Below are 21,488 nucleotides of genomic sequence, written 5' to 3'. Positions count from 1 at the left end.
CGAAAAAGCCCTCTCTTGAGGGCTTTTTTATATTCAGAAGGTATTATTTTAACCACTTTCTTAAATTATCGTACTCGGGTCTTATTTGAAAAAAGCTTTCAGCGTCTTGGTGAAAGTTAATATCCATTTCGACACCAGACCAAACTGTTTCTAATAAATTGCGGGCAATGATATTCGCTTTGATATAATCAACGCGTTTGTAGCCTCGTGCTTTGACAGCCTGAAAGTAAACCTTAGCAGTTTCAATACTATCGGCAGTTGCTAATTCAAATTGTTCCAAATTAACCACAGCATACTGAATTGAAAACTCTGGGTACTTCATGATTTCTTGAGCAACTTCAATACTAAATGAAGCAACGGCTTCTTTATTAAAACTGCCACTCATTTCCACATAAATCACCGGCGGCTCAACAAAATAACGCCAATCACCATGGGCTTTAAACATGCTTACCCCTTTGAAATACAACTTAAGTTTACGCTTATAAAATTTATTTACCTATTTATCTAAGCCTTTATTCGATAATAAAGCAATAAAAAAGGCCATTTCTAATGCCTTTTCTTCAAGGCTTTTAAAGCGACCCGATGCACCACCATGGCCTGCATCCATATCGGTTTTAAATACCAAAATGTTGTCATCGGTTTTAAGCTCACGTAGCTTAGCAACCCACTTCATTGGCTCCCAGTATTGCACTTGAGAGTCATGAAACCCTGTTGTAACAAGAATATTAGGGTAAGCCTGTGGCTTAATATTATCGTACGGTGAGTAAGCCTGAATCACATCATAAAACGCTGGATCATTTGGGTTACCCCATTCGTCGTATTCATTGGTCGTCAGTGGAATACTCTCATCAAGCATGGTGGTTAGCACATCTAAAAATGGCACATGACACCCAATACCTAAATAAAGCTCAGGTGCTTGGTTAACCACAGCGCCCATTAATAAGCCACCAGCACTGCCACCAGACGCGAATACTTTCTCTGGGTGTGCATAACCTTGCTCAGTAAGCGCATGCGTAACATCAATAAAATCGCTAAAGCTATTTTGCTTATATTGCTTTTTACCTTGCTCATACCAGTGACGCCCTAACATTTCACCACCACGAATATGTGCAATCGCATAAACAAAACCGCGGTCAAGCAAGCTTAGTGAGCTACTTGAAAAACTAGGATCGATGGTAATACCATACGCGCCATAGCCATATTGCAACAGCGGATTACTTCCATCTTTATTAAATTGGTCGATACGATAAACCAAAGATACCGGCACTTGCTCGCCATCTCTTGCAGTAACCATTAAACGTTCTGAGCGATAATGCTCTGGGTTAAAATCACCCAATACTTGCTGTTGTTTTAATAAGGTTTTGTTACCTGTTTTTAAATCAACATCATACAAAGAACCTGGCGTAGTTAAGCTTGAATAGTAAATACGCGCAGAGCTCACATTCGGCTCTGGATTCATGGCAATTGCAGCATAATAACAAGGGTCATCAAACTCTAAAGTAAGACGCTCGGCTTGCTGATCCACCACTACAAAACGTGTTTGGCCAAGCTCTCGCTCGGTGAGTATAAGGTAGTCATCGAAAATCTCGACCCCTTCTAACAATACGTTCTCGCGATGTGCTGTATGCTCTTGCCAACGATGTTTATCGGCAATGGTGCTTTGCGTCGCGGTCATTAAACGAAAGTTTTTCGCTTGCCAGTTGGTCACAATGTAAAAGGTATCACCTAGCTTATCGACATCGAACTCATGGCCTTCTTCGCGTGGCATTAAGGCGCTAAATCCACCTTCTGGATTATTGGCATCAAGCACCCTTCATAAACCAGTACGTCATCAGCTTGCGGGGTGCCTAAAACATGGCGGTAAACCTGAAAACCCAATAAGGTTTGCAGGTCTTTTTTCACATAAAACACCGTTTTATTATCATTAGCCCACACCACTTGGCCTTCGGTGTTTTCCAGCACATCACTAAACATCTCACCGCTGGCAATATTTTTAAAACGCACGGTATAAATACGACGACCTTCAGTGTCTTCAGAGTATGCAAGTAGCTGCTCGTCAGGGCTAATTGCAACTTCGCCTAATTCATAAAATTCGTAATCGCCAGCTAATTGATTTACATCTAACAGCAAGTGCTTGTCGCGTGCCTCTATTGAGCTACTGCGATAATGACGTGCATATTCATCGTCGCCACGTACTTCTGAGTGATACCAATATTGGCCATCTTTCACGGGTACCGTGTTGTCGTCTTTTACAATGCGGTCTTTTAGTTCATTAAATAATTGTTCGCGCAGTGGTTTTATATCGGCGAGTTGCTCATCGCAATAATCGTTTTCGGCGTTTAAGTGCGCTAATACATCTTTATTTTCACGCTCATCATCACGCATCCAATAATAGTTATCGGTGCGAGTTAGTTGATGAGTAGTTAATGGATGAGGCTGTTTTTTGGCAACAGGAGGATGCGCTAATAAAGACAAAGAATACGAATTTGACGACACAAGAAAAAACCAAAATAAAAAACGAATTGCTGGCAGTTTATCACAGAATTATACCAATCAGCTTAATTAAGTAGTCTATTTTGAGGCAATAAAACCTCGTTGATAACAAGGCAAAAATTTCGTTATTTAGTTGTTCTAAATGAGAAATTTTTAACGCAGTTATCGACAGGTTTAATCCCTCAAAATGATTAAGTATTATTGCGGGTTGGTATTAAAAAAGCCCACTCAAATTGAGTGGGCTAAGCAATGCTAAAATAGCATTTAGGGGGAAACTCTTAATGTGAAACTTGCTGCCAAGCCATAGCCCAGCTTTTTCCTACACCTGGTTCAAATAGCGGGTTGTGTGAATCTTTAACACGACAAAACTCGCTAAATGGCCATGGTTTACACATATAAATATGGCCTGTTTTAGGTTGTAAAACCTTAATTCCTGCACTGTAATCGTTGCATGCTTGAGGATAAACATAGTCATAATCTTGCAGACTATCTTTTACTCGCTCTTCACACTTGGCGATACAATTAAACGCCACTTTTACATGCGTAATACCCGAGCCTTCTAGGGCATAAATTTGGTTTGAGCGATAGGCTACCACTAAACCTTGATCAGTCATTTTTCCAGCTTTTACTAGCGGAATATGCACATTAATATGCTCAGCAACGGAGCGCGGCCAATTATGAGGCTCACCTTGATCCGTACTGACTATTGGATATTCGAATGATAAATCGACTAGCTCTCCTTGCATGTCATAAAAGGTCACAATCACCCTATCACCAACAAATAGTTGGGTATGATGATTCAAGCAACCAATCGGCAACCACTTCCCGGAGGCCATTGACGTATGCATAAACAAAGTATCACCCTAAGAACAACTAATAGGCATTATCTAACAACCGTACAAAATAAATACTTTTTAGTTTGAGGCAAAAGATCCAAAGCACTAGATTATGTGCTTATCAGCGGTCCCGCTATCATAGTTTAAAACCTTAGACCGGAAACTTTGCGTCCTAACTTTTCAGTTAGTTTGCCAAAAACAAGACTGAGTATAATCGCGACCGAATCACAAATCAAACAAAAGAATGTAACCAAAGGTCTTATATAGCAAATAGTTACTAGCAAAAGATGCAGAAACAAAAAAGCCAACCGCTCGGTTGGCTTTAAAACAGAAAGAGCTTTAGTCTTTCACCAGCTTTCTTCTGGTCGTTACTCGGTGACCAGAACGGAATATATTCAAAAAGCCATTACCTACATCACTCATGATAATGTACAAACAAGGTACTAGTACTAAAGTGATTAGAGTTGCAAACATAACCGCAAAACCAAGTGCAACCGCCATTGGAATTACAAACTTAGCTTGCAAGCTGGTTTCGAACATAATCGGTAGTACACCGGCAAAGGTTGTAATTGATGTCAGGGTGATTGCTCTAAAGCGCGCACAACCTGCTTCAATAACCGCTTGGCGAGTTGAAATACCTTCGCGGCGTGCTTGGTTTACAAAGTCGGTCATAACTAACGAGTCATTAATTACAACACCGGCCGCAGCAATCAAGCCAAAGCCCGACATCAAGCTAATATCTAAACCAAACCAGAAGTGACCCCAAATAGCACCGGTTAAGCTAAATGGAATAACCGACATAACAATTAGAGGCTGCGAATAGCTCTTAAGCGGTACAGCAAGCAAGATATACACTAAAATCATACCGCCAATAAAGAACATGATTTGCTCGTTAGCTTGCGCTTGTTGTTCTTCAATAGAACCACCTAGCTCAGTTTTAACTGATGGGTATTCCTCTTTTAACTGCGGTAATAAGTTCTCATCAACTTGCTTAACCACTTCACCCGGTTCAATCGCTTCTTCATCGATACTGCCGTAGATATACACAGTACGATAGCCACCTTCACGGCGAATATAGCTAATACCTGGTTTTTCGTTCAGTTCAACAACATCGCCCAGCATCACCTCTTGGCCCGCAGGCGTTGTGATCACAGCATGCTTTAATGATGCAAACGCTTCACGTGTTAGTTTCGGGTAACGAACCATAACACGTACTTCTTCACCGCGACGAATAACACGCTGTGCTTCACCACCGTAGAAGCTTGCGCCTACTTGATTAGCAATATTGGCAAGGTCTAAACCTAAATCATATGCCACAGGTTTTAAGCTTAATTGTACTTCTTTGCTCGCCGGATCGATGGTCGAACTAATATCAAACAAGCCTTTTTGCTGTTGTAATAGTTGGATGAAACGACGACCTGCATCATTTAAGGTATCGATATCTGGGCCGTAAAGTAAGTAACCAAACTCACCATCCATACCACCGCCATTTACATCATCGTAAATTTGCAGTGATTTCACACCTGGGATGCTTGGCATTTGTTCACGCCAACGACGCGATAATTCGAATGCGTTATACGGGCGAAGCTCTTCATCTACCAGCGGAGCAAGTAATTGTGCTTCAGTACGACCTTGGTTAAACACTAAGATATCGCGAATTAGCTTTTGGCCAAACTCTCGTTCTGTCTCTTGATCTACCTTGTTAACCATGGCTTCGATTTCACGAATAGCATTAATTGTTTGCATATCCGAGGCATTTTCATTCATTTCTAAACGAATTTGCGGAAAGTCCTGAGGTACTTTTGGTGTTGGCACCACACGCACTTGGTTTGAAGAAATTAAGCCAAACGTCAAAATTAATAAACCGATAAACGCAAATAGCACAAACCAACGCCATTCAACACATAGCTCAATAAAACGCTTATATGGGCCATTTACAAACTCAAAGAAACGTTTGTTAAAACGCGCTCGCCAGCTATTAGGATTAATTGGCGGAAACTTAGTATGGGCAATGTGTGCGGGTAAAATAAGTTTCGATTCAATCAAACTAAATATCAAACACAGAATTACCACCACTGCGATACCAAAGAAGAATGCGCTCTCTGGGCCACTTGATAGTGTAAACGGTGCAAATACAGCAATTGTTGTTAGAACACCAAATGTTGCTGGAGTAGCAACGCGTTTTGCGCCATTTACCACGTTTACAACACCACCGCCTTTTTTCTCGATTTCGGTGTAGGCGCTCTCCCCTATGACTATGGCATCGTCGACCACGATCCCGAGTACCATAATAAAGGCAAATAACGACACGATATTAATACTGATACCAAATAATGGCATCATCATCATTGCACCTAAGAAACACACAGGTAAACCAATCATTACCCAAAGTGCTAGCTTAAAGCGTAAGAAGATAGACAGCATAATGGCCACCAAGATAGCCCCTTGGAAGAGGTTGGTTTTCATCATGTCTAAACGGGCATTGAGGTAATAAGTCATGTCCATCAGTGGCACAAGACGAAGACCGGCTGGTAGCTCTTTATTCTTTTGTTCAATAAAGGCTTTAACTGAATCAGCAACCGGGATCATATTTTGCTCTTTGGTTGCTTTTACTGATAAATAAACGGCATTTTCACCATTAAATTTAAAGTAGCGTTCACCTTCAGTGAATTGGTCTTTGATCACAGCAATGTCGTTTAAAAGCACTTTCGCGCCATTAGCACCAATTTTTACTGGGATCTGGCGGAACTCATCACCGCTGTAATATTGATTTTCAACACGTACCGAGATAATACCTGCGTCAGTACGTAATTGACCTGCTGAAATATTTGCAGAGTAACGACGTACAGCACTGGCCACCTCACTTAAAGTAAGGTTGTATTGACGAAGTGAATCTGGGTCAATTTCAATCGCAATCTCATCAAGTGGTACATCGTTTTGTACCAGCGACACATTAGATAATTGCAGTAACTCATCTTCAATTTTATTTGCAACAGGCTTTAACTCAGTAAGTGGAATATCACCTACTAGGGTCATACCAATCACGTCTTGGCGAAACTCAACCTGACTAATCGTCACCGGCTCCATGCCGGCAGGGAAAGTCGCAATACTGTCTACTCGTAGCTTCACTTTATCGAGTACATCAGTGAGCTCTGCATCTGTGTTGATCTCTAAACTTGCAGTGCCACTATTTCGGAACGAACGATATACACCACGTTTAATTTCGGTGACATCTTTTAGTGACTCTTCAATTTTGATTAGAATACTTTCTTCAATTTCCTGTGGTGAGGCACCCGGATAATTGGCCTGTACCTCGATATAGTTAATTTCAATATTCGGGAACATCTGACGCTGAATAGTGAAATAACTAATGATCCCCATGATGATGATAAACACCATCATTAAGTTAGCAGCGACCGAGTTATTGGCAAAATAGGCAATAAGGCCAGACTGTTTTTCTGTGTTTGTATCAGTCATAGTGCTACCTTAAAGCTTTTCAACCGCTGCAGTTTCTGCATCGCTTGTCATTTCTTTCATTCCAGCAATCTTCACTTCCATACCCTCTTGCGGATACTCAGGTAGCGTCAGAACCAACTGGTCATTCACTTCAAGGCCATCACTGATATAGAAGTACTCACCTTCTTCACGCACTACGGTTACTTTACGTGGTTCAAGTTTATTCTCGCCGTTCACAATCCACACCGTTTGGTTATTCACTAAAGACTGCGGTAAACGGTAGATGTTTTGTAATGTTGCACCGGCAAAGTTCACTTGAACGTAAGCACCAAATTTAATAGGTTGTACGTCGTGCTTTAAGCCGTATGGGTCATCAACACGAACAACTAAGTTGCTCATACGCGTCGCGTTATCAACAACGCCTAGGTCACGGTCAATTTCGGCTTCACGAGTAAAGCTGTTTAAGCCTTTATTGATAATGGTCGCTTTAACGCCTTTTAAGCGTTTTGGTAAAAATACACTATCGAAACCAGCAATTGGTACAATGATTTCTGCACTTTCAATATTATTAATTTCAGCAACTTGGCTGCCTACATTAATGTATTGACCAACACCAATTTCACGGCTGATCACCAGTGCATCGTAAGGTGCTTTCACCTCACAGCGAGCAAGGTCACGCTCGGCACGTTTTAATGCCGCTTGCGCTGATTTAACAGCTGCTTGTGCACTTAAAACTTGAGGTTTACGTAGGAATAAGTCGGTGCGCTCACGCTCTGGGTAACGTCTTGCTTCATCCTCTGCCACTTTAGCCTGTGCTTGCTCTTCGATCAGTGCCGCTTGAGCACTGGCAAGTGACGCTTCAGCTTGTAGTACAGCTGCTTCGTAGTTATCTTTTTCGATGGTAAATAACACTTCACCACGCGCTACGATGCCACCAGCAACAAAATTTGGATGCCAGCTTGTAACTTCACCTGCCACTTGCGAGGCAAGTAAGGTACTTTCAAGCGGTTTCACTTCGCCGTAACTATTAATAATCACTTGATGATCATCACTTGCTACTGGCTCAACCTGTACTAAAGGACGCACATCAACTACATCCTTGTCTTTAGGCTCTTGAGCAATCGCGTTGATTGCCTTAAAACCAGCAACACCAACGATTAATGCAACAAACGGTAAGATCCATTTTAATAAACTTGTGCGCATAACTTACACCTATAATATTTTCACTGGCCCTATCATACCAAAGCTGACAGAAACATTAATGTGACATTTGTAAGGAACTGTTACAAAAACAGATAAATTGGCAACACAAAAACCAAAACTTATCTAAGAACAATTTGTTACAAACAAAAACCACTTAATATCAGAGGCTTACAACACTACTTTCACACTTGTTAACAAACAGCCTTTTATCAAAGGGTTAATTCATTAAACTTGATTGAGAAATAATTAAAGGAACGAGTTAACAATGAAAATAACAACCATTGCGCTGGCACTAAGCTTAGCGTTTGCCATGAATGGCCACGCCGCCGAAGCGAAAAAAGAAGAAAAGAAGCCAAAAACACTGGCTGAAATGATCAAAGATAAAAGCGAGTTTGCCGGTGTTTTCAGCATTTACCAAGATGCGAAAACCGGCGATAACTTAATGGTGATCGACCAATCTCAACTTGATACACCATTTGTGTACTTTGCTCACACCGTTGATGGTGTTACTGACGCAGGTCACTTCAGAGGGGCATATCGCGAGACAAAGCTAATTGAGTTTCGTAAATACTTTGACCGCATTGATATTATTAGCAAAACACCGCGCTATAAATTTGATGAAAACTCAGCCCTAGCACGCTCTGCCGATGCCAACATCAGCGAAGCTGTCCTTGCGAGTATTAAAATCGAAAAAGAAGAAGACGGTAAAATTGCTTTTAAAGTTGATAAGCTCTTTTTAAGTGAAGCACTGCATAAAGTGTCACCTTGGGCAAACCCAAAAGATAAAAATGCCAGCAAACGCTTTAAACTTGGTAAGTTAAACGACAAAAAATCGCGAATCGTTAAACAGCGCCCTTACCCAAATAACCTAGATGTTGTGGTGGATTATGTATTTTCTAATGCTAACCCAACAGTACGAGGTTCAAAAGCCGTAAGCGATCCTCGTAATGTTTCAATTAAAGTACAGCATTCATTTGTCGCGCTACCGAAAAATGATTATCAAGCTCGCCAAGATGACGCACGTATTGGTTATTTTACTAACGAATTCGACAATATGACATCAGCGGATTGGGCACCATATGAAGATGTCATCAAGCGCTGGGACTTACAAAAGAAAGACCCAACAGCGGCACTGTCTGAGCCAGTTAAACCAATTACTTGGTGGATTGAAAATACCACGCCAGTTGAGTGGCGAGACACTATTCGTGATGCAGTACTAGCATGGAATAGCTCATTTGAAAAAGCAGGCTTTAAAAATGCCATCGAAGTAAAAGTACAACCTGATGACGCCAATTGGGATGCAGGCGATATTAACTACAACGTGTTACGTTGGACTGCATCACCACGCCCTCCATTTGGTGGTTATGGTCCTGCCCTTGCGAACCCATTAACCGGTGAGATCTTAGGCTCTGACATCATGTTAGAGTATGTTTTCATGAAAAACCGTTGGATGTACGACACTTTATACACCCAAGGTGCAACCGCGCTTGAAACTAACCAAAGCAGCACCGATTTACATTGCTCATTGGGTCACAGCATTCAAGAAAACATGCTACTTGCTAAAGGCTTAGGCACAGGTGCGAGCATTGAAGACAAAGAGATTTTACGCCAAGGTTTAACTCAGCTAGTTTTACACGAAGTAGGCCATACCCTTGGTCTTAACCACAATATGAAGTCATCTATCTTATGGGATGAAAAAGAAGTTCACGATAAGAGTAAAACGCAAGGTATCGTAACGGGTTCTGTTATGGACTATGCACCAGCAAACATTGCCCCTATTGGTATGCAGCAAGGTGATATCTTCCAAACCAAACCTGGCCCTTACGATGATTGGGCAATTGAATACGGCTACAGCCAAGCATTGGCTGATAAAGCGGCTGAGCAACAACGCCTTGAGAAAATTCTCGCTCGCTCATCTGAGCATGCTTTAGCGTTTGGTAATGATGCTGATGATATGCGTGCTCCAGGCCGCCATATTGACCCGCGTGTAATGATTGGCGATATGTCATCTAACCCTGCCGCATATGCTGATGATCGTATGGAGCTTATCAATAAGCTGTTTACTGAACTTAAAGACAAAGCCACGGTTAATGGTGAGTCATACCAACAGCTGGTTACCTCAGCGAACATTTTATTTAGAAGCTACAGAACACAAGCAGGCGTGGTATCTCGTCAAATTGGTGGTGTTTATGTAGAACGTAATGTGGTGGGCGATGACAAAAATGGTGCACCATTTACGCCTGTGCCACTTGAGCGCCAGCAACATGCAATGCAAGTGTTAGCCGACAAAGTATTCTCGCCAAATGTGCTTTCGAGCATGCAGCCACTGTATAACTACCTGCTACAGCAGCGTCGTGGTTTTAATCATTACGGTAAGAACGAAGACCCTAAACCACACGGCATGATTTTAGGTATGCAGAAGCTGGTACTTGCTCAGTTGTTGCACCCAGCAGTCATGCTGCGTATTTCAGACAGTGCGATGTATGGCAACGAGTATTCACTTAACCAATTTATGAATGACTTAACAGCAAGCATTTTTGTAGACAGCAAAAAAGCAAATACCCTAAGTCACAATCTACAAGTTGAATATGTGAATCAGCTAATCGCGATCGCTGGTTTAGGCAAAGCGAGCAAGCACGATAACCTAGCCAAAGCTGCCGCGCTTTATCAGTTAAATCAAATTGCTGATATGAGCGTACCATGGGGTGCAGACACCGCAGCTAAAGCGCATAAGCAATATATCGATCGCTTAATTAGTAAAGCCCTCGAAGCATAATCTTAGCAACACAAAAAAGGCTGCCACTTGGCAGCCTTTTGTTTTTAGTTTAAGCCATTGCAGGGCGTGATTTATAATACTGAATACATCCTAATTGCGCTGCATTAGTCAGTAATATCATCACAAAGGTTAGTATGTGAGACACACTTGGTGTCGCCATAGCAAGTTCGGCAGCGAGGCCACAGCTTCCAGCAACAAACTGTAGGCTAAAGTAGCGCGCACTTAAATTACTAATATCACCACTTTTAATGGTTTTATAAGTCTGCGGCATAACACGAATAGAGCTCATGACTAAACCTACATAAGTTAGCCAGTTAAGCACCGTTGCTGTTTCATAATGAGGGTTAAGCAACAAACCAAAAGGCACGACTGAGATGGCTAATAACCCAGCTAGCTGCATGCGTTGCTTTCGTTCAGCATTGTAACGAACAAAGTAGTAAAGAATCACACCACTTAGCATGCCGGTAACAACAAACGGCAAAACCATGTAAAAACGCTGAAAAAACAGATTAAAGGTGATGAAATACACACTTTGCGCAACACCAAAGCTCATCATTAACAGCGAAACGCCCGACACACTGCGATTTTTACGGATCTTATTTAAAAGCGGATAAAAGCTAAACGCTAAAATAAAGCATGAAATAATCGGCAAAAAGTGCGCCAAAACAGACCTCTCTCGTTACAATTTAGTTAATAAGTTAGCAATTTATAAATCGCCCATGAAAGTGCAGTAAACAACTGTTTTTAAAGCGATTTAAAAGAGCGCGGCATTGTAATGAGAGAGTATTAGAATGCAATAAAGAATAAAAAATATACAACTGACTATTGGCAAGATATCCGTACAAGCTGTTTACAGCTGATGACACTAACGACTGACTTGAATAGTCACTGCAATATGGGTACATTGAGCGGATAGTATTCAGGAGAGAAAAGCTATGAAGCCAATTTTATATGTAATTGTTTTATTTTCCTTTTTGGCTGGATGCGAGAGTACAAGCCAACAGTCAGCCCCCCCTCCTAGCGTTGCCAGCTTACTAAACAATGAACATTTTCAACAAGTTGAACTAAAAGACCCTGAACTTTTTACCTTACCAGCCGAGGAACAAAAACGCTTCCTTAACTATTTCACAAGACACCAAGGTGACTATTTAAGAGATGATCAAGTTCTTTATCAATACTTAGAAAATAAGCTCAGTAATTTTAATTATTTTAGCGCCACCTTAAATGCCCAACAGGCATTACAAAATGAGCAAGGCAATTGCATCAGTTTAGCAATTTTAACTCACGCATACGCGCAACTAGTCGGGCTCAAAACTGGTTTCCAAGCGGTCTCAAGTGAGCCTGTTTACAGTAAGCAAAATAATATAGTGTATGTGTCAGGCCATTTTCGCACCAAAGTCTATGCCCCTTTAAGTGAAGAAGATAATTATTTGGTACCGCCAGGTACTGTCATTGACTACTTTCCTGCTCGTGGTAGTTTTTATTCCGGCCGCGCTGAACTAAAAGACTTAATTAGCCGTTATTACAGCAATTTAGCAAGCGACGCACTTATTGCTAACCAATTTGATTTGAGCTACAGCTATATTTTAAAAGCCAATGAATATACACCAAATTCTGCTGCGCTTTACAATTTAGCTGCCGTATTACATCGTCAATCGGGTGATTTAGCTGGAGCAAAACATATTTATCAAACAGCGATGCAGCATGGCTTTAAAGATACGAATTTACTACATAATTACGCAGTGCTGGCCGAGCAACTGAATGATCAGGTTTTGGCAGAGCAGCTCAATTCACAACTTGCTATGCTTAGACAAGACCCGTTCGAGTTACTCGCTACAGCGATTAACGCTCGTAACAATGGCCAATTTTACAAAGCAAAACAACAACTCGAGGAGGCTATCGCATTAGCTCCGTATTTATCTGAACCATATATAGAGTTAGCGATTGTAAGTTATCAGCAAGGTAATGAACAAAGCAGCAAAGAATGGCTAGAAAAAGCCATTGAGATAGAAAATAAAGACGAAAAACTAGCACTTTATCACGCCAAGCTTTTCGCCTTAAAAGGTCAACACTAGTTTATAACGAGTAATAAAAGCTTAGCCAAGCGCGTAAATCATTTTCAAAGTCGTCGCCTTCTACTCGGGCGACGCCAAAATCAAGGTTTACATCATTTAAACCTGCAGGCCCCATGCCAAAGCTAAAGTCTCCTTGCCACTTGAGACCGTAACTTTGTGCATAAACTCGGTTATCGACCTGATGCTGTCGGTAATAAAGCCAAGGTAATGAATCTTTGTAACTAATACCCCCGCCATAGCCTTTATAGCGGTTACCTAATTGACTAATAAACGGCAGCTCAGGGGCAACAACAAAGCCACTTTGCGTGTCATTATTAATTAAGTTTGACTCATAACCGCCAAGCGCAAGGCTACTGTCATCGCGATATTTCTGAGCAAAATTAACATAAACTGGAATATCATAGGCATAACCGCTCAATACGGTAGCAAAGTTATAGCCCTGCCAATTATTCGAGTCAGCATCACCGGATAGCCACTGGGCACTTACGGACTGAGAAAAACCATATTGCTGTCTATCATATTGCCATTTTTGTTCAAGTCCAAGGGTTAACCATTGATCATCCCCGTTACTAAAGTCACTGTAGTTATAGCTCAAACTCGGTGTAATACTAAGCTGCTGAAACTGCAACGGGTAGCTCATGGCTAAATGCGCCCCTGTGTTACTTAGGTTTACCGGCATTTGTGAATGGTACTGTTTTTCTGATTCAAGGTCGTAATCAAATAGCAGTGCTTTAAATTTTAAATCAAACGCTGAGTACTTAGCGGCCGCGAATACCCCTTCTAATGCTTTGTCATGTAAATCAGCACTATAGCCTGCCTGTAAATCAAGCTGCTTTAAAAAGTCATTGCTTTTTACTCCAAGGGTAAGCAGTGAAGATGAAGCCGAATAGTACTGAGATGCCAACGAAAAGGTTGGTTTTTGCTGCCAAATATCATAATCGGCTGGCTCAGTTGGGCTTTGCGGGTAGATTTTCGCCTCAGGTAATACTTCGCTCGTTACTTGCCCTCGTGGTGGCGCCGCACTTTTAGCAAATTCAACAACCTCTAATCCTTGTGGTTGCTCAGCAAAATGCTTGATATTCGGCCCTTCAGCAGTGATCGATAAATACAAAAGTTCACCATTATTCATTGCCATTGGGTGTGCAACAGCTTCTTGGCCTTGCGTTAATTGGCGTAGTGAATTGCTTTGTAGATCATAATGATATAAATCGAGAGCTTTCTTTTTACCGGCAACAAAATATAGCCCTTTGCCATCTGCTTGCCAATTAGGTTGTGACACATACTGATAGCCCTCAGGCATTGGCACAGTAAGTGATTTTTGAGAGCTTAAGTCTTGTATATACAACTTCCAATTAGCATTCAATGTCGCTTTTAAATAAGCAAGTTGAGCTTTATTAGGGCTTAGTAATGGATAGTCATAAACCGTTTCTAGGCTTTTCTCAAATAAAGGGGTAGAAACACCCGTATTGAGGTCAAGGCGCACTAGCTCAGAGAAACCATGCTGAGTTTGCTCAGCATAAACAGTTTGTCCGTTATCACTAATACTAAAACGGCGCAGCCCTGCATGATGCGTCAAAGGGCTCACTTTACCAGTGTCGATATCATAGCGGTATAAATCAGAAATACCTTGAATGGAGCCTTTAGCAACCGTTGTTGTGGCAGTGAAAAACAGAGTATTTTCGTCTAACCACTGCGGGTTTTTTATACCTTGCCTATTAATTTGCTGAAGCACATGTTTTTGCTTACGCTTAAAGACATTGGGGGCTTTATCTGCGATATCGACAGGATCATCATCAAGTAACGCTTGTTGCTGCTTTGCAAAATCATCGGCAGCCTGTTGATTGTCATCAGTGCTATAAATGACTAAACGTGTTTCGTCATCTTTGTTGCGCTCAACAATCGCAAGTTTACTGTTATCTAAACTTAAAACAGGGTTCGAAGCGTATAAATCAAGCTCTAACCAAAGCTTGCTTGTAAGTGTTTGCTCACTTACCTCTTTAGCCATTGCTTTATAAGTATATTCGGCAATAAAACGACGATATAGGCGCTCAGGTGAATCGCCAAATACCCCGCTAAAGGCCTCATCAAAATCACGTGCTTTAACCGCTTGCATACGTGTCCAAACTGCATCAAGAGTTTGCGCTGAATAGTTCTCTTCGAGCCAAGCAAGAAAGCGAGAACCCATTAAATACGCCATTGAGCCAGCTAAATAGCCTCCTTCGGTACTACTCAATTGGTTATATTGTGGCAGCGCACCTTGCTGGGCAAATTCAACCAGTATTGCTTCTGAAAGGTTATCGTATAAACGGCCTCGGCCTGTCATTTTCGACTCAAGCAGCGTTGCATAGCCTTCGGCAGCCCAGCGCGGCATTTCGCCATCAACTAAATCGTAAATATCCCAACTATTACGAATAACCTGACGTACGTCGCTTCGAGTAGGCTGAGCAAGATGCACTAAATGAATATATTCATGCAAAATCAATAACTGCTGCCAGCCATCAGTGTTAGAAATCACCGTGTCGGATTGCGGGGGCGTAGTAAACAAGGCCATTAAAGGCTTATTAGTTACAGGCAAAGCAAAGCCATTGGAGGCGTTAAACGGGTCGAAAACCAGTACATCGACCACTTCATCAAGGGCACGGTTTTGCTGTTTTAAAACCTTATCACGAACAATTTCAAGCTCTGTTGCTGCTGAACGGGCCCATTGCTGATTCTCAGTACTAAAATGCACGTTAAAGTGTTCGGTATGAATGGTTTGCCAAGTTTCTTGGCTTGAAGCGTGGCTAGCAGCAAGTAGTGCCGCAGTTAACAGGGCTTTTTTCATCACAATCCTTGATTAGCAAGTTACTTAATATAAGGATTAGTATGCGATGCTTTTTAAAAAGGCTGAAGTTAAAAAGTGTAAGAAATTACTCGATTTTAAGTGGGCGAACCAAGCCTAGTAATTGATAAACAATAAATATTGTCGCTGCAAACATAATACTGCTTCTCAATGCACCAAGACCCGCAAGAGCCATCGCGCCAGTCACAAGCAAAGCAATACAAGTCACTGCACAACTTACGCAAAGACCTTTACACTCCTTCTTATTGCGAGCATAGCAAAGCAATCCGACAACACCTGAAATAGCTAAAATAGGTAGTAAATAAATCATTGCGAACCTCCATCTGTAGCTTTTGAGAAAGTATACTCAAAAACCCAAATAGGTCAATGATATTGAGAATTATTTTCATTTAAAGCCAATTCCGCTCGACGCCTTCTATTTCATATAGGGCGAAATCAGCAAACTGCTCAGCCAGCTCTGCTTTTAAATAAGGCATTGATACTGAACCAGAAGCAAGTTGTATATACAAGCTTTTAAGCTGTGATCGGCGCATTAAATAAGTGCTTATTGTGGTGACACTTTGTGCTTTATAGATTTCAAAAACACGATACTGCACACCCAGCATGCCGGTTTTAAATACGGCAAAAAAGCGGCCGTCATGTTGATACATAGCCACACCCGTTTTTTGATAATTCAAAAACACACCGATCATCAAAACTAAGCCCACGACAATGCTCCACAGCATCGTAGCAGCATCAAATAAGGCATTGAAAATTAAAGCAGAAAATATAGTAGGTAGGAGCACATATAAAAACGTATTCTTATAAAGTAAAGCGCGCTCAGGCTTAACAAAGTTAAGCTCTGTTAAATCAACAAACCATGGAAATAACCAGCCACACACGGCTTGCACTTGCTCTTTGGTGATTACTGGCATCACTAACGTTTGTTTATTTTTATGTGCCGCAACCCCAGCAGCCATACCACCACTACTCACTTGTGGGCAAATTAAGGTATAGCGATTAAGCAGCCGAGCAATAATATTTTGCTTGATTTGCACACTTTGAATTTTCGACACGCTGATCGAGAGTTGCTGGCGCTCAATTAAACCTGCCACACGCTTAAACTTATCGTCCTGAAAATACAGCTGAAAGTTAAAAAAGCGCACCAAGGCCATGACAACAGAAAGTAAAATAGCACATAAAACAATGGCAACAACCATGATTAACACAGCGATTGCAGCGGCACTACCAACGAACGCAGCTTGCTCATTCAGTATGGCCTCTAGGCGGTTTATGATGGTTTTTTCGAGGTACTCAAAAATCACATTCATAAATGGAGCAAGTGCAGCCAATGCCAATATTGCCATGTTCGACATCAAACCAAACTTAGCAATTTCAGCATTGCTGATCGTTAAGGTTTTCGGTTTATCTGTTGCTTCGCTCTGCTCAATAGACGGCTGTTCTTGCTGTTGTAACTGAGCCTTAAATTCCATAACTTGTTCACGAACTTGCTCGGCATAGCTAAGCTTAACTCCCGGGATCACAGCTTCTTGAGCACTACTACCGGCGGCATCGAAAATACAATTAACTAAATTAACTGGCTGAAAATAAAAAGGTTCGGCAATGTTTACGTTCTGTACTCGAGCAAATTTTAGGGTTAGCCGCTCTTTTTTAAATACCCCTTTATTGAGCAGTATTTCGTGACCATCCGTTATGCGGTATTTAAAATTACGATAATAAGCAAAGGCATACAGCACTAAAACTAAAGAGGCCACGGCAACAGCTATTTGCCCCCAAAACAGCTTTTGCTCAACTTGCGTAACAAATAACACCAAAATAGGCAGTAAATTAAGCAGCCCATCTTTTATGAAGCGCAGTGCAAAGTGAACAATAAAATACAGTAGCGCCCATGGCGACACGCGTTGCCATTGTTGATCACTCATCGGCAAGCTCATTTTCTTGAGTTGCTGCATTATCACCATAACTTTGCACGAACTGGCGGACATCATTGCATTGTTCGTCCGTTAACCCACTGATATGTAAATCAGCACTCATGCCACCGGCACTGTAAAGCCTGAGTGTTGCGAGTCCTAACTTTCGCTCAATTGGGCCGCGATGAATTTCGGTGTGTTGCACACGAGAAATAGGCAATAAGGTGATTTGTTGCCAAATTAAACCTCGCTTAAAGGCAATATCATGCTCTCTTACTGCCACCCCTTTGGCGCGAACGCTGTAAAGGTTGTAAACCATTGACAGTATTACCAACAATGGCAAAACCAAAAGCCAAGGTGTAGCAATAGCTTGGCTAATGGCTGGATTAAAGTGCCGTACTGTAATGATCACGGCCATTAAAGGCACATAAAACAACAACCAATTTAGTTGTACATGCCATATCGCATTATCTGCAAGTGGTTGGAATTGAATCGTTTGATGCTTTGGTAGGGTTTCTATTTGTTGATTACTAAACACGGTAATTCCTTGTAAAGGCCAGCGGTGCCGGCCTTACGTGCTAACACTGAGTTATTATATGTTATAAATTATACCCAGCGTAGTTTTGTTGCAAGTGTGTGGCTTGCTCCTGGTGCAAGTTCAACACTATCATCAAGGACATTAGCCGCTTCTAAACACAGCATGACGTGATATTCGTCATCAGCAAAATTAGAAAGACGTTTTGATTTATCAATCCATGGGTTCCAAAGTACACACGATGTTGAATTTTCGCGGCCTACTTCAATAATGCCATCAGGTGTAATGATACGCTGAGTGTCTTTTGCTTCGGTGTAAACCATGTCTGTTTCACGCGCGAACGACACTAACTCATTTTGCTCAAATGGACCTTCAGCAAATTCGATGTATTTCGCGCCTTGCAGGCCATCTACTTTTGTTTCTTCAATTGCTGGTGTTGGGAAATACGTGTGCAGTGCTTGAGTGAACTGTACAGTTTGGTTATCTAAGTTTGTGGTTGTTAAACGTAGCTCTAAGCTAGAGGTTAAAATAAACTCGGCCAATAACTTAGTTTTATAAGGCCAATACTTTTCATCAACTTGCGTCATCGGTAATGACAAGCTGATATAAATAGAATCGTCTTGCTCTTTCACTTCTTCTGCACGCCATAAACTTGTGCGAGCAACACCATGAGCTGGCCAGCCTTCATGTTGGCTTACTCCGAACCATGGCCAACAAATCGGAATACCGCCTCGCACACCTTTGCCTTCTTGGAAATCTTCTAATTCTGAGACCCATAATAGTGGCTTTTTATCGGTTGGCGTGAACTCAGTGATCTGCGCACCTTGCAGAAAAATAGTTGCGCTACAAAACTCACTAGCAACTTTAATAAATTCAAGCCCGGTTTCACTTTGCTCAATCGTAACTGATGGCGATAACTTCATAATTCGTCCCATTTAATGAAAGAAAAATCCACCTTACCCAATGCAGTGGCTTTTAGTAAATAATATTTAGTTATTTGTATAAATTGTTTTACTACAAAGTGATGGTGTCACCTCGTAGTTGCATTTTAAGTGTTAACAACAATTACTCCATCTAAATTTCAACTTTTATGTTTTAATTTCTACTCTAATTAATAAATAAACACGATAACAACCTTTATGGCCGCAAATTATAAGACACATAGTTATTATTTATTTGAACTCAATTTATTAGATGTGTAATATTTTGCGATTGCGGTTGTTCCACGCCGCCTTATTTAAGAGACAGAAACATGCAAAAGTATGACGAGCTACTAGTGTCGCTGCGCAAAGTGATCAGAGCCATCGACCTTCATTCAAAACAGCTCAATAAAACCTCAGGCTTAACAGGCCCACAATTACTGATTATGAACGAGGTTGCACAAACCGATGGCATAACCGCTAGTCGCATTGCACAAAATGTAAATTTAAGCCCGGCTACGGTTACCAATATCTTAGACCGTATAGAAAACCGTAACCTTATCACCCGTGTACGTAGCCAATTAGATAAACGCCGAGTTAGTTTGCATCTCACAGAAGCAGGTAAACAGCTATTAGAACAAGCACCTCAACCTCTGCAAGAGCACTTCATCGAAAAGTTCTCAGCACTCGAAGAGTGGGAACAAAGCTTATTACTTTCATCAATGCAACGTATTGCCGCAATGATGGATGCAGATCAACTTGATGCTTCACCACTACTTGAAGTTGGCGCAATCACCAAGACATTAGAACCACAGTAAAAATTAAAACTGATTGATTAATATTAATTTTCTGTGGCTAGTCTTGGGTTCAGCATGAATATCAACTATGCTTGGTAGTACCCATTCCAACACTAGCGAAAATTCATGCTTAAACTATCAAAGTTAGCCCTCGCAATAGCCTTGGGCACAACTTCAAGTCTTAGTCAGGCATCTGAAATTGATGACCTTCAAAAACAGCTGCAGTTACTGAAACAGCAAATGCAGCAACTGCAAAGCAAACTTGATGCTGCAGAAGAAAAATCACAGCAACAAGCCGAGAAACAAGCGCAAATTGATGCACAAGTAGCAAAGCAACAAAAGCAACTTGAGCAGCAAACAGCGGCTGTTGAAGCTCCTAAAAAAGAATCTGGCATTAAGGTTGGGGGTGCAGTACGTACCAACTTCAGCCATACATCCTATGACGATGGTAATAAAAACCGCGGTGGCGACTTCGACTTTGACATCTTCAGACTAAATTTTGCAGGCGATGTCGGTGATGTACAGCTTAACGCTGAGATCCGTTTTTTCGATTACATGACTGCAGTTAAATATGCCTATGCAGCCTATGACTTTGCTGAAGACTGGCAGGTGCAGGCAGGTATTACCAAAGTGCCTTTTGGTAACTGGCCTTACAACTCGCACAACTATTTCTTTGGCACTACTTATTATATAGGTCTTGAAGATGATCATGATTTAGGTGTTCTATTCAAGCGCAAAATTGCTGATAACTGGCAAATTGATCTCGGCTTTTTCAAAAATGATGAGCTAGGTGGTGTTGACGGCTATGTAGACGATAGAAGCGACCGCTACTCATATGATGTTGTCGGTTTCCGCTCTGCTGATGAAGGTGTTTATGCCGAACCAACCAATCCGATTGGTGAGTACAATACCTTCTCTGGCCGTTATGGCTATCATTTTGAGCATGACGGCGGCACCACCGAGCTAGGTGTTTCTGCGTTATCAGGTGGTTTGCATGACGGCGAAGACAAAGCCGGCGATTACTACGCTTGGGCACTGCACTTAAACAGTACTATTGGCCCATGGAATTTCCAGCTTCAGCATGGTGAGTATAACTACGATATCGACAACGTCGACCGTATGGCTGTGGGTGCTTATGCGTTTTACGATAGCATTGCCGCAGAAGCAACCATGACTAATGCCAATATCGCTTACAGCCTACCTGTAGAGTGGGGTCCGGTAACAAACCTGCAGTTTTATAATGACTACGGCATTATTTATGACAAGTCAGATAACAGCGAAGATACATGGATGAATGTAACAGGGGTATCTGTTGCCGCAGGTGGCTTATTCACTTATTTTGATTTTGTACAAGCGAAAAACCAACCATTTGTTGGCGGTTCAATTGCTGGCGACAGCGACGACACCGAAACTCGCTTCAATATCAATATTGGTTATTATTTCTAGAAATAGCCAAAAATAAGACCTACAAGCCCAGTTTAAACTGGGCTTTTCATTTGTTTAAAGTAAGTTTACCTATAGTGTTAGCTAATAATATTAAGCTGAGCTAAAGTTAAATAAACAACATGGTGTAGACTATGTTGCTAAAACCAATAAATACAAACCACCTTGATCATAGGTATCGAGCAAGCACTACAACGATTTA

General features: G+C 41.5%; 14 protein-coding genes, 1 pseudogene and 1 riboswitch. Of the genes and pseudogenes, 4 read left to right on the top strand and 11 right to left on the bottom strand.

What is annotated here, in order from left to right; all coding sequences use genetic code 11:
• Positions 1 to 43 precede the first annotated feature (43 nt).
• From AOG27_RS07035 to AOG27_RS07015, 5 genes and pseudogenes are all read right to left on the bottom strand, one after another.
• Positions 44 to 445 (bottom strand): hypothetical protein, encoded by a 402-nt coding sequence (locus AOG27_RS07035; protein ID WP_054552309.1) that lies wholly within the window; start codon positions 443 to 445, stop codon positions 44 to 46.
• A 51-nt stretch (positions 446 to 496) separates the two neighbouring features.
• Positions 497 to 2,496: pseudogene (locus AOG27_RS07030) on the bottom strand (S9 family peptidase).
• Positions 2,497 to 2,771: 275 nt separating this feature from the next.
• Positions 2,772 to 3,341 carry a hypothetical protein gene (locus AOG27_RS07025; RefSeq protein ID WP_054552308.1) on the bottom strand — a complete coding sequence of 190 codons (570 nt, stop codon included), beginning with the start codon at positions 3,339 to 3,341 and terminating at the stop codon, positions 2,772 to 2,774.
• A 108-nt stretch (positions 3,342 to 3,449) separates the two neighbouring features.
• A riboswitch (cyclic di-GMP riboswitch) is annotated at positions 3,450 to 3,533 on the bottom strand.
• A 135-nt stretch (positions 3,534 to 3,668) separates the two neighbouring features.
• Positions 3,669 to 6,806, bottom strand: a complete 3,138-nt coding sequence (locus AOG27_RS07020; RefSeq protein ID WP_054552307.1) for an efflux RND transporter permease subunit — start codon at positions 6,804 to 6,806, stop codon at positions 3,669 to 3,671.
• A 9-nt stretch (positions 6,807 to 6,815) separates the two neighbouring features.
• Positions 6,816 to 7,988 carry an efflux RND transporter periplasmic adaptor subunit gene (locus AOG27_RS07015; protein WP_054552306.1) on the bottom strand — a complete coding sequence of 391 codons (1,173 nt, stop codon included), beginning with the start codon at positions 7,986 to 7,988 and terminating at the stop codon, positions 6,816 to 6,818.
• Positions 7,989 to 8,253: 265 nt separating this feature from the next.
• Here AOG27_RS07015 and AOG27_RS07010 point away from each other — a divergent pair, with 265 nt between their 5' ends.
• Complete coding sequence (locus AOG27_RS07010; protein ID WP_054552305.1) at positions 8,254 to 10,764, top strand: zinc-dependent metalloprotease; 2,511 nt, start codon at positions 8,254 to 8,256, stop codon at positions 10,762 to 10,764.
• Positions 10,765 to 10,813: 49 nt separating this feature from the next.
• Here the strand turns inward: AOG27_RS07010 and AOG27_RS07005 are convergent, their stop codons facing one another.
• On the bottom strand, positions 10,814 to 11,428 hold the full coding sequence (locus AOG27_RS07005; protein ID WP_054552304.1) for a PQ-loop domain-containing transporter: 615 nt from the start codon (positions 11,426 to 11,428) through the stop codon (positions 10,814 to 10,816).
• Positions 11,429 to 11,699: 271 nt separating this feature from the next.
• Between AOG27_RS07005 and AOG27_RS07000 the strand changes: the two genes are divergently transcribed.
• The gene (locus AOG27_RS07000; protein WP_054552303.1) at positions 11,700 to 12,839 is read left to right on the top strand and encodes a tetratricopeptide repeat protein; all 1,140 of its coding nucleotides are present in this window, start codon (positions 11,700 to 11,702) and stop codon (positions 12,837 to 12,839) included.
• Between the two features lies 1 nt (position 12,840).
• On the opposite strand, the gene AOG27_RS06995 is transcribed toward AOG27_RS07000, so the two are convergent.
• The 5 genes from AOG27_RS06995 to AOG27_RS06975 all read right to left on the bottom strand — a co-directional run bounded on the left by AOG27_RS06995 (position 12,841) and on the right by AOG27_RS06975 (position 19,049).
• Positions 12,841 to 15,663 (bottom strand): TolB family protein, encoded by a 2,823-nt coding sequence (locus AOG27_RS06995; protein WP_054552302.1) that lies wholly within the window; start codon positions 15,661 to 15,663, stop codon positions 12,841 to 12,843.
• An 85-nt stretch (positions 15,664 to 15,748) separates the two neighbouring features.
• The gene (locus AOG27_RS06990) at positions 15,749 to 15,991 is read right to left on the bottom strand and encodes a hypothetical protein (RefSeq protein WP_054552301.1); all 243 of its coding nucleotides are present in this window, start codon (positions 15,989 to 15,991) and stop codon (positions 15,749 to 15,751) included.
• Positions 15,992 to 16,070: 79 nt separating this feature from the next.
• Positions 16,071 to 17,633, bottom strand: coding sequence for a PH domain-containing protein (locus AOG27_RS06985; protein ID WP_235523682.1), 1,563 nt, complete (start codon positions 17,631 to 17,633; stop codon positions 16,071 to 16,073).
• On the bottom strand, positions 17,596 to 18,129 hold the full coding sequence (locus AOG27_RS06980) for a PH domain-containing protein (protein ID WP_054552299.1): 534 nt from the start codon (positions 18,127 to 18,129) through the stop codon (positions 17,596 to 17,598). Before AOG27_RS06980 ends, AOG27_RS06985 begins: the two co-directional genes overlap by 38 nt.
• A 68-nt stretch (positions 18,130 to 18,197) precedes the next feature.
• Complete coding sequence (locus AOG27_RS06975) at positions 18,198 to 19,049, bottom strand: D-hexose-6-phosphate mutarotase (RefSeq protein WP_054552298.1); 852 nt, start codon at positions 19,047 to 19,049, stop codon at positions 18,198 to 18,200.
• A gap of 329 nt (positions 19,050 to 19,378) precedes the next feature.
• On the opposite strand from AOG27_RS06975, the gene AOG27_RS06970 reads away from it, so the two are divergent.
• On the top strand, positions 19,379 to 19,864 hold the full coding sequence (locus tag AOG27_RS06970; RefSeq protein ID WP_054552297.1) for a MarR family winged helix-turn-helix transcriptional regulator: 486 nt from the start codon (positions 19,379 to 19,381) through the stop codon (positions 19,862 to 19,864).
• 105 nt (positions 19,865 to 19,969) lie between these two features.
• Positions 19,970 to 21,289 (top strand): porin, encoded by a 1,320-nt coding sequence (locus AOG27_RS06965; RefSeq protein WP_054552296.1) that lies wholly within the window; start codon positions 19,970 to 19,972, stop codon positions 21,287 to 21,289.
• The last annotated feature ends 199 nt before the right edge of the window (positions 21,290 to 21,488 follow it).

The sequence above is a fragment of the Pseudoalteromonas lipolytica genome (genome assembly GCF_001306915.1).
In the GTDB taxonomy this organism is placed as follows: Bacteria; Pseudomonadota; Gammaproteobacteria; order Enterobacterales; family Alteromonadaceae; genus Pseudoalteromonas; species Pseudoalteromonas simplex.
This window is presented reverse-complemented; position numbering and strand designations above follow the sequence as displayed.